Origin of the sequence: Methylobacterium sp. B1, assembly GCF_000333255.1 — a bacterium.
Classification (GTDB): Bacteria; Pseudomonadota; Alphaproteobacteria; order Rhizobiales; family Beijerinckiaceae; genus Methylobacterium; species Methylobacterium fujisawaense.
In genome coordinates this window covers 1-9,170 of record NZ_BACT01000527.1, presented here as the reverse complement: position 1 = coordinate 9,170, position 9,170 = coordinate 1, and the positions used below count along the sequence as shown (strand labels likewise).

General features: G+C 71.5%; 9 protein-coding genes. 3 read left to right on the top strand and 6 right to left on the bottom strand.

The window, feature by feature from the left end:
• From I53_RS15475 to I53_RS15460, 4 genes are all read right to left on the bottom strand, one after another.
• Nucleotides 1-309: ATP-binding cassette domain-containing protein (locus I53_RS15475; RefSeq protein ID WP_043352214.1), on the bottom strand; the 309-nt coding region annotated here is incomplete at its 3' end.
• Between the two features lie 298 nt (nt 310-607).
• Nucleotides 608-2,035, bottom strand: coding sequence for a dihydropyrimidinase (gene hydA, locus I53_RS15470; RefSeq protein WP_043352212.1), 1,428 nt, complete (start codon nt 2,033-2,035; stop codon nt 608-610).
• Nucleotides 2,036-2,239: 204 nt separating this feature from the next.
• Entirely contained in the window at nt 2,240-3,244 is a 1,005-nt protein-coding gene (locus I53_RS15465) for a GlxA family transcriptional regulator (protein WP_043352210.1), read from the bottom strand.
• Nucleotides 3,241-3,801, bottom strand: a complete 561-nt coding sequence (locus I53_RS15460; protein WP_043352208.1) for an isochorismatase family protein — start codon at nt 3,799-3,801, stop codon at nt 3,241-3,243. Before I53_RS15460 ends, I53_RS15465 begins: the two co-directional genes overlap by 4 nt.
• Before the next feature lie 120 nt (nt 3,802-3,921).
• On the opposite strand from I53_RS15460, the gene I53_RS15455 reads away from it, so the two are divergent.
• The 3 genes from I53_RS15455 to I53_RS15445 all read left to right on the top strand — a co-directional run bounded on the left by I53_RS15455 (nt 3,922) and on the right by I53_RS15445 (nt 6,277).
• A complete protein-coding gene (locus tag I53_RS15455) occupies nt 3,922-4,635 on the top strand; it encodes an NAD-dependent deacylase (RefSeq protein ID WP_043352206.1) in 714 nt (237 codons plus the stop codon).
• Between the two features lie 324 nt (nt 4,636-4,959).
• Complete coding sequence (locus tag I53_RS15450; protein WP_043352204.1) at nt 4,960-5,187, top strand: hypothetical protein; 228 nt, start codon at nt 4,960-4,962, stop codon at nt 5,185-5,187.
• 328 nt (nt 5,188-5,515) lie between these two features.
• Nucleotides 5,516-6,277 (top strand): DUF1194 domain-containing protein, encoded by a 762-nt coding sequence (locus tag I53_RS15445; RefSeq protein ID WP_051044831.1) that lies wholly within the window; start codon nt 5,516-5,518, stop codon nt 6,275-6,277.
• A 151-nt stretch (nt 6,278-6,428) separates the two neighbouring features.
• Here I53_RS15445 and I53_RS15440 read toward each other — a convergent pair whose 3' ends face one another.
• Both I53_RS15440 and I53_RS15435 read right to left on the bottom strand, forming a co-directional pair.
• Nucleotides 6,429-6,812 carry a hypothetical protein gene (locus I53_RS15440; RefSeq protein ID WP_043352202.1) on the bottom strand — a complete coding sequence of 128 codons (384 nt, stop codon included), beginning with the start codon at nt 6,810-6,812 and terminating at the stop codon, nt 6,429-6,431.
• A gap of 75 nt (nt 6,813-6,887) precedes the next feature.
• A partial coding sequence (locus I53_RS15435) for a xanthine dehydrogenase family protein molybdopterin-binding subunit (protein WP_043352200.1) occupies nt 6,888-9,170 on the bottom strand: 2,283 nt, incomplete at its 5' end.

The following is a 9,170-nucleotide window of genomic DNA, read 5'->3' as shown; positions in this document are numbered from 1 at the left end:
TCCGCGCATCCGCAGGCTGAAGGCGACGTTGTCCCGCGCATCGAGATGCGGGAACAGGGCGTAGCTCTGGAACATCATGGCGGTGCCGCGCTCGGACGGCGCCGCGTCGCCCACTGCCTTCGGGCCGATCACCACGTCGCCCGCGCTGGCGCGCTCGTGGCCGCCGATCATCCGGAGCGTCGTGGTCTTGCCGCAGCCGGAGGGGCCGAGCAGGCAGCAATAGGCCCCGGACGGCACCTTCAGGTCGATGGCATCGACCGCGGTCGCCGCGCCGTAGCGCTTGGTCAGGCCGATCAGCTCGACATTCATGTGAGGCTCGCCTGCTTCCGGCGATGTGCAAGATACAAGAGTGGCACGATCACTCTTGAAGGCCGCGACACGCCCCCTCTCCCGTGCGGGAGAGGGTAGGGGTGAGGGACGAGAACGTTCAGGACGGGGCACACCCTTGCCGTGCGCGCCCTATCCGGACGCCGCACGCCCCTCACCCTGTCCCTCGCCCGCACGGGAGAGGGGACCCGCGCTCGATCCGGTCGACGCCGCGTCCGCAACATCGATTCCCCCTGTGTCGCCCGCCATCCGACACCGGAGAGCAAGCGGCGGGCCAAGGCTACGCCTCCCGCCGCTCGGCCGGATCGACCGCCCGGTCCAGCACCCGCCCGCGGCCCGGCTCGGACAGGACCCGGCCGTCCTCGGCGATGACCTGCCCGCCCGCGATGGTCATCACCGGCCAGCCGGTGACCTCGAACCCCTCCCAGGGCGTGTAGTCGGAGCCGTGGTGCAGATTCGCCTGGCGGATGGTCTCGCGCCGCTTCGGGTCCCAGAGGGTCAGGTCGGCGTCGAAGCCCGGGGCGATCGAGCCCTTGCGCGGGTAGAGTCCGTAGAGCTTCGCGTGGTTCGTGGCGGTGAGCGCGGCGAACTGGTTGAGGCTGATGCGCCCCTTCGAGACGCCCTCGGAGAAGAACACCGGCAGCCGCGTCTCGATGCCGGGGATGCCGTTCGGGATCCAGCGGAAGGAGGTCTTACCCCGCGGGTTCAGCTTGCCCTGCGGGTCGTCGTAGCGGAACGGGCAATGGTCGGACGAGACCACGTCGAAGATCCCGCGCCGGATCCCCGACCACACCGCCTCCTGGCTCTCGACGTCCCGCGTCGGCGGCGAGCAGACGTATTTCGACCCCGCCATGGGGTCGTCCTGGCCGAGCCCCTTCATGTCTTCGGCCGTCAGGGTCAGGTATTGCGGGCAGGTCTCGGCCCGGATCTTCAGGCCCCGTCCCTGAGCCCAGGCGATCTGCTCGGTGGCCTCGCGGCCCGAGACGTGGACGATCACGATGGGCAGGTCGATCAGCTCGGCGTGGCTGATGGCCCGGTGGGCCGCCTCCCGCTCGACGATCTCGGGGCGCGACAGGGCGTGCCCATAGGGCCTGGTCTCGCCCGCCCGCTCCAGACGCTCGCTGAGGTAGCGGATCGCGTCGTAGCCCTCCGCGTGGACCATGACCCGGGCGCCCTGCCGCCGCGCGACGTGGAACACGTCGAGGAGCTGGCGGTCGTTCAGCACGAGGTCGTCGTAGGTCATGAAGACCTTGAACGAGGTGTAGCCGTCGGCGACCAAGGCCGGCAGCTCCTGGCCGAGCACCGCCTCGGTCGGGTCCGAGATGATCATGTGGATCGCCACGTCGACGTGGCACTGGCCCTCGGCCCTGGCCCGGTAGGCGTCGACCGCCCCGCGCAGGGAGGCGCCCCGGGGCTGGAGCGCGAAGGGCATCACGCAGGTGTTGCCGCCGGCCGCCGCCGCCCGGGTGGCGCTGGCGAAGTCGTCGGCCATGACGATGCCGGGGCCCGAATCCTGGGCGATGTGGACATGGCTGTCGATGCCGCCGGGCAGGACCAGCAGGCCGGAGGCGTCGATCACCCGGGCGGCGTCGGCGATGCCCTCGGCCACAGCCACGATCCGGCCGCCGCGCACGCCGACATCCGCCCGCACCGTGTCGCTCGCCGTGACCACGGTCCCGCCGCGGATTGCCAGGTCGAATTCGGGCATGATGCGCTCTCCTCCGCGCCCGCGGGCGCCTGTCGGGACGGGCGGATGCATCGTCCGCGCCGATTCGGACGATGCGAGGAGGGCACAGCCATCCGGCGGGGTCCAGAGCGTGGTCAGGGGGATCCCAAAGGGCTCACCCCTTGGGCAGGGGTTCGGGGGCGGTGCCCCTGAGGCCCCAGGGCTCCGCCCTGGACCCGCGAAAGGTCACGGACCTTTCGAAACCAAGATTTGGGTTCGGAGATTCGAGGGCGCGGCGTCGTGGAACTGACGCCAGACCCGCCGCATGTGGCGGGCCGAGCCGAAGCCCGCGCGGTCGGCGACCTGCTCCAGGGCAAGGTCGGTCTGGGCGATCAGGTCCCGGGCCAGCGCGATCCGGGCGCGGTTGACCGCGTCGGTCACCGTCATCCCGGCATGGACCCGGAACAGCCGGGCGAGGTTGCGCGGGCTCGCCCCGGCGAGGCGGCCGAGGATCTCGGGGGACCAGGCGCGGGCGGGTTCGGCGGTGATCGCGTCCTGGGCGCGGTGCACCACCGGGTGCAGGTGGCTGCGGCCTTCGAGCCAGGGTGAGAGCTGCGGGTCGTCGGGGCCGCGCCGCATGTAGACCACCAGGGTCCGGGCCGCCGCCAGCGCCGCGGCCGGGCCGGCCCATTCGGCGACGAGATGGAGCATCAGGTCCACGCCCGCGGTCACGCCGGCGCTGCTGAACCGGTCCCGGTCCTGCACGAACAGCCTGTTCTCCAGCACCCGCGCCTGCGGCGCCAGGGCGGCGAGCCGGGCGCAGCTCGCGTGATGGGTGGTGCAGGCATAGCCGTCGAACAGGCCGGCCCGGGCCGCCAGCAGCGTACCGTCGCAGACCGTCACCAGGGTGTGGCCCGGCCGGACCGCGCCGCGCAGCCAGTCGACGATCCGCGCTTCGGCGGCGCCCTCGTCCGGATCGGCCTCGCCGCCGAGCACCCGGGCCGACGCGCCCGGCACGAGCACCACGGTGCCCGGCGCGATCGCCTCCGGCAGCGGCTCGGTGCCGCCGAGATCCAGACCGATCGAGCAGCGGGTGCGCGCCCGCGGCGCCACGTAGCGCACCGAGAACGCGACCCGCTCCTGAGCCGCCCCGGCGATGCGCAGGACCTCGACCGGTCCCGCGAGGTCGAGCAGCAGGGTGCGCGGCGGCAAGACCACGAGGACCGGGATGCGCCGCGCCGTCCCGCTCATGCCGCGACCGGCAAGTCCCGACCGGCGAGCGCCTGCTCCACCGTAGCGATGCGGGCGAAGCGGTCCACCAGCACCAGCTCGGTGCGGGCCTTGATGTCGTCCGCCGTGAACCGGCGTCCGGACGGATGGGTCATCGCGAAGGTCAGCGTCGCCTCGGTGACGTAATCCACCTGCCAGCCGCTGTCGGAGGCGTGGCGGGTGGTGGTCTCGCAGCATTGCTCGGTGCGGATGCCGGACACGATCAGGCGCCGTATGCCGTGCTGCGTCAGCCAGCCGGGCAGGCCGCTATCGACCAGGGCACTGTGCTGACGCTTGTGGAAGATCGCCGTCGGCGCGATCACGATCGGCTCCAGGGTGCGGACATGGCCTGAGGCGGCGGCGAAGGGGCCGCTCTCGGCGAGGTGGAAGATCTGCAGGATCGGAATCCGGCGCGCCGCGGCACCGTCGATGAGCGTCTGCAGGCGCTCGGTGAAGGGCGGGACATCGGCGTCGTTCCAGAAGGGCCTGTGCCGGAAGGATTCCTGGACATCGATGACCAGCAGCGCAACATCGGACATTTCGTGTCTCCCGCTCGGTGAAGCGAGCCGCAGGATTCCTCGGCTTGACCCTGGGCGAAAGAAACCGCGCTGCCAGCCAGCGGACATATCCAGCCAATCTCCGGCGAGCAGGAGCACCGCATGACGGACCATCCCAGGACGATCTTCGTGCTGACCGGGGCCGGCGTCTCGGCCGAGAGCGGGCTCGGCACGTTCCGGGACCGCGGCGGGATCTGGGCGCGGTTCGACCCGATGCGGCTCGCCACCCCGGAGGCCTACGCGGCCGACCCCGACACGGTGCTCGACTTCTACGACCATCGCCGCCGCGGCGCGGTCGCGGCCGAGCCGAACGCCGCGCATGTCGCTCTGGCGCAGGCCGAGGCGCGGCTCGCCGCGCGGGGCGGGCGGCTGTTCCTGTGCACGCAGAACGTCGACGACCTGCACGAGCGGGCCCGCTCGCAGGCGGTCACCCACATGCACGGCGAATTGCTCAAGGCGCGCTGCTGCGCCTGCGGTGCGGTCACGCCGTGGCGCGCCGACCTGAGCCGGGCCGATCACTGCCCCGCCTGCGGCGCATCGGGCCGGATGCGGCCGGACGTGGTCTGGTTCGGCGAGATGCCGATGCACCTCGACGCGATCGAGGCTGCGCTGGCCGGGGCGGACCTGTTCGTGGCCGTGGGCACGTCGGGGGCGGTCTACCCGGCGGCGGGCTACGTCCGGCAGGCCCGGGCGCTCGGCATCCCGACCTGCGAGGTCAATCTGGAGCCGTCCGACAACGCCGACGCCTTCGACGAGGCCCGGTACGGGCCGGCGAGCGCCGCGCTGCCGCGCTATCTGGCCGAACTCGGCCTCTAGGCGGGCCCGGGGGCGGCGGCGCGGGTCCATGAGGGTCCATGAGGGTCCATGAGGGTTCTTGCGGGGACTCGGGACGGGCGACGGCCGGGTCCGACCGCGCGGCATTCGCGAGCCGGTTTGCCAAGCTGTTGTGAGAACAGGATTTTTCGATCCGTGATCGCCCGGATCCGGCCAGGATCAAAATCTTAAATGACGCGAATCACATCGGCGCGAGCTGTCAAGAACTGGTCGGGCAGTTGCCCACGGGTTACAACAGTCAAGCTCGGGATCGGCGTCGCGGCCTACCCGGGCGTTCGTTGAAGCCACAAGGGGAAGCAACTACCCATGCAGCACTTCACCGTAACCGACCGCGAGCGTGACACCGTCCTGGCGGCGCTGCGCTATTACCAGTTCTACCGGATGCAGGGTCATCCGTTCGATCCCCGCCAGGATCACCTGATCGACACCATCGCCGGCCGGGCCGGCGAGGCGCTGGACCTCGCCGAGATCGACGATCTCTGCGCCGGCCTGAACGGCAACCGGCACGCCCTCGCCGCCGCGGCGGCGGCCTAAGCACCTTCCGGGGCGGCCGAGGCCGTCCTCGACGACCCCGCGGCCGGCCCAGGGACGGGGCCGGAGGACGGGCCACCTCCGAGATGAGCGGGCTACCGCCGCCGGAGCGAATCCTCCTCACCGGGGCCGGGCTTCGCGCCCGCACGACACCCTGCCGACGCGCATCCGGGCCTGCCCGCAGCGCGTCGGTCCGACGGGCGGGGCCGCGCGGCGGCCCCCCCGAAAGGCCGGTTTCGCGTCCCGTCGAAACGTGGCCTAACGGATGCGCGACGGCCGCAGGGCCGCGCCTTCCGGGAGCGCCGAGGCCGATGATGCGGACGGGTTCGGGATGGATCCGCCGCGGCGCGCTGCGGGGCGCCGGCCTCCTGCTCTTCGGGCTGGGGCCCGCAAGGCCGCACCCGAGAGCGTCGCCCCCGCGCTGGTCGTCTCGGTGGACGTGTCGCAATCCGTCGACGAATCCCGCTTCCGGCTCCAGATGGAGGGCATCGCGGAGGCCTTGGAGGATCCGTCGGTGATCGGCGCGATCACCGGCAATCCGGGCGGGATCCTGTTCGCGATGGTGACCTGGGCGGACCGGGCGAACCTCGCGGTCGGCTGGCGGCGGATCGCCAACCGCGTCGATGCTGCGGCGACCGCCGCCCTCGTCCGGGCCACGCCCCGGCAGGCCGGCGAGTTCACCTGCCTCGGCCAGATGTTCCGCACGGTGACCGACGCCGTGCTCCCGACGCTCCCGATCCCGGCCGAGCGCGTGGTGGTCGACGTCTCCGGCGACGGGATCGACAATTGCACCGACGCCGACAGCCTCGCGGAGGCGCATGCGGCGCTGCTCGCCACCGGCGCGACGGTCAACGGCCTGCCGATCCTTGTGCCGGGCGAGAACGACGTCGTCGGGGCCGGGGCCTATCGGGCGCCGGGCTACGGCCTGCTCCCGACCCCGCTGCCGCAGGAACGCACGAGCCTGGAGCAATGGTACCGCGCCCACGTCATCGGCGGCCCGGGGGCGTTCCTGCTGGCGGCCGCCGGTTACGGCGATTTCTCGCGGGCGTTGCGGCGGAAGTTCGTGATCGAGATCAGCGCGCTGGGCCGGTGAGGCGGCAAAGCCAGCCAGGGCTCACGTCGAACCCTTCCCCTCATCCTCAGGTGACCGCGCAGCGGGCCTCAGGATGAGAGAGGTGGATTGGATCGATGCGGGAGCGGCCAGCCTCGCGCATCGAACCCGTCAGCCCGTTTTATGAAGTGCCTCAGGGTGTCTTCTTCAACTGCTGCTCGACGCGGGACAGGGCCGCCTCGCAGCCCTTGGCGTCACCCTTCGAATCGGCCGTGCGCGCCTCTTCGAGGGCGACCTGCGCCTGCTGGGCGGCATCCGCCCCCTGGCCGGCCTGGGCCGACTTCTCCGGCGGCGCCTCGGGGGATTCCTTCGCCCGCTGACCCTCCGTGCCGGTGACCCCCTCGCCGCCGCGCTTGGCGGCATTGCCCTGGCCGCTGGTCGAGGCGGAGATCGACTGCCTCATCTCGGACTGAACCCGCTTGGAAACGCTGTCGATCCGGTCGCCGCAGGGCGAGGCGAGGGCCGGGGCTGCCGTCAGGATCAGGGTCAGGCAGGCCGTCAGGGCGGGACGCATCATCGGGTCGGGTACTTTCCAAAAGAATGGGGCCGCAGGTTCCCCCTGCGGCCCCAACGTCTCGCGACGGGTGACGGTTCAGGCGCTCAGCTGATCGCGGATCGGCAATTGCCGGACCCGGCGGCCCGTGGCCGCGAAGATCGCGTTGGCGATCGCCGGCGCCACCGGCGGCACGCCGGGCTCGCCGACGCCGCCGAGCGGCCCGTCCCAATTGCCGGTCGGCACGAGGTGCACGCGGACCACCTTCGGGGCGGCGTCGATCCGGAGGACCTCGTAGCCGTCGAAGTTGTTCTGCACCGCCCGGCCCTGCTTGAAGGTGATCTCGGAGGTCAGGGCGAGCCCCATCCCCATGACCACGGCGCCCTCCATCTGCGAGCGGATGCGCTCCGGGTTCACCTGCGGCCCGCAATCGACCGCGATGTCGATCGCCTTCACCTTCACCTGGCCCTTGTCGTCGACCTCCACCTCGGCCGCCACCGCCGTGTAGGTGACGAAGCTGTAGTGGCCGGCGATGCCGAGGCCGGTGCCCTTGGGCATCTGCCGCCCCCAGCCCGCCCCCTTGGCGGCCGCCTCGATCACGCCGCGCAGGCGGCCGGTCTCGATCGGGTAGCGCTTCGGGTCCTCGCCGTAGTTCCAGACGTCGCCGATCTCGGTCGGGCTGATCTTGCGATCGGGTCCGATGAGGTCGAGTAGGTACTCCTTCGGCTCGCGGCCGGCGGCGTGCGCCAGCTCCGACACGAAGGACTGGATCGCGAAGGCGTGCGGGATGTTCGACACCGAGCGGAACCAGCCGATGCGGACATGGGCGGCAGCCTCGGGGTTCTCCAGCCGCATGTTCGGGATGTTCAGCGGCGTGTTGACCAGCCCCATCCCGAGCTCGAATGGCAGCTCGTGCTTCGGATCGGGCGCGAAGATCGAGCCGATCGTCGGCGCCACCGAGCGGTGCAGCCACGCCACCGGCATGCCCTTGTCGTCGAGGCCGGCCTCCAGATGCTCCACCGAGATCGTGTGGTAGAAGCCGTGGTGCAGGTCGTCCTCGCGGGTCCAGGCGAGCTTCACCGGGGCGCCGCCCACGGCCTGCGAGCAGAGCGCCGCCTCGACCACGTAGTCGGGCTTCGACTTGCGCCCGAACCCGCCGCCGAGCAGCGTCACGTTTACCTTGACCTTGTCGTCGGGCAGCTTGAGCGCCTTCATCAGGCGGTCGTTGGCCGCCTGCGGACCCTGCGTGCAGGCCCAGGCCTCGCAGAACCCATCCTTCACGCGGGCCACCGCGGCCGGGGGCTCCATCGGCGCCTGGGCGAGGTGGGGCACGAAGTACTCGGCCTCGACCCTGGTCTTGGCCTTGGCGAGGGCGCCGTCGACGTCGCCCTGCGTGCGCACGACCTTGCCGGGCTTGCGGGCCGCGGCCTCCAGCTCCTTGCGGAACGCGTCCGTGTCGTAGCCGGCGTTCGGACCGTCGTCCCAGGTGATCTTGAGGGCGTCCCGCGCCTTCAGGGCCGCCCAGGTGTTCTTGGCGACCACCGCGACGCCGCCGAGCGGCATGAACTCGGACGGGATCGTGCCGCCGTCGATCTTGAAGATCTTCACGACGCCCGGGACCTTCATGGCCTCGCTGTCGTCGAAGGACTTCACCGTGCCGCCATAGACGGCCGGGCGCGCGACGACCGCGTAGAGCATCCCGTCGAGCTTGGTGTCGAGGCCGTAGACGGCCTTGCCGGTGGTGATGTCGAAATTGTCGATCAGCCCGACCTTGCCGGTGCCGATGTAGCGGAAGTCCTTGGGGTCCTTCAGCTTGACGTCGGTGGGCACCGGCAGCTCGGCGGCGGCCTGGGCCACGGCCCCGTAGCCGAGGGTGCGGCCCGACTTGGCGTGGGTCAGGGTGTGGTTGACCGCCGTCACCTCGGAGGCCGGCACGCCCCATTGCTTGGCCGCGGCCTGGATCAGCATCAGCCGCGCGGCGGCGCCGGCGTGGCGGAAGTGCTGGAAGAAGTGGCGGGTCGAGCGCGAGCCGTCGGTGTCCTGGTTGCCGAAGCGGGTCTCGTCACCCCAGGCCTGGACCACCTTCACCTTCGACCAGTCGGCCTCCAGCTCGTCGGCGACCGTGAAGGCCACCGAGGTCCGGATGCCCTGGCCCATGTCGGAACGGTGGTTGGTCACCGTGACGGTGCCGTCCGGCGCGATGGCGACGAAGATCTTCGGATCGTCGCGCCAGCCGTGCGGCATGCCGTCGGCGCCGAATTTTTGGGCCTTCTGCTCGGCGGTCTGGGTCTCGTCGGCTCGCGCCGGACGCAGCGAGAGGGCCAGAACGAGAGCGCCGGCGCCGCCGAGGATCCCGCGGCGGCTGACATGTCGAGGGCCGGC